Raw genomic sequence first — 770 nt, forward strand, 5'->3', positions numbered from 1 at the left:
CGCAAGGTCCGAAGAAAATCACCGCAGATAGCGTAACCCTGCACCAACAAGACAACGTGGTGGTGGCAGAAGGCAACGTGACCTTCAATGACGGACAAGTTAAAGCCCGCTCAGATCGTGTTACCAACGACATCAACCAAGATACCTTCTCGCTTGAAAACACCGAATACCAATTTCTTTGCCAACAAGGTCGTGGTACTGCTGCTTACATTGCGCGTACAGGTCAGTCTGTCTATGAACTAGAAGATGGCTCAATCACATCATGTCCGGAAGGCGATAATTCATGGCGCTTGGTTGCGTCTGGTATTGATGTAGACCAAGACGAAGAGACCGCCACGCTGCACCAGCCTGGTTTTGAGATCATGGATGTGCCCGTGTTTTACGTGCCATACATGACCATGCCTATTGGCAACACGCGTAAAACCGGTTTCCTATTCCCTTCTCTTTCTTACGGTTCTAGTGACGGTATGGAAGTGGAAGTGCCATTTTACTGGAACATCGCGCCTCAATACGACATGACACTCACTGCACTCTACATGCAGCAACGTGGCACCAAACTCGACACCGATTTCCGTAACCTACCCGATGGCTGGGGTGAAGGTAAACAGAAAGGCGAATACCTCAACAGCGATAAAAAATATCAAGATGATTCTCGCTGGGGCTACCAAGTTAAGCACGATGGTATTATCAATAAACAATGGATTGTGAAAGTTGATTACTCACAAGTCAGTGACATTGATTACTTCCTAGATTTGGACTCTGACATCGGT

The 770-nt window shown here is 47.3% G+C and carries 1 protein-coding gene; it reads left to right on the forward strand.

From position 1 onward, the window contains the following. A partial coding sequence (gene lptD / locus R8O11_RS27000) for an LPS assembly protein LptD (RefSeq protein WP_318194848.1) occupies positions 1–770 on the forward strand: 770 nt, incomplete at both ends.

The organism is Vibrio sp. 1288 (assembly GCF_033344475.1).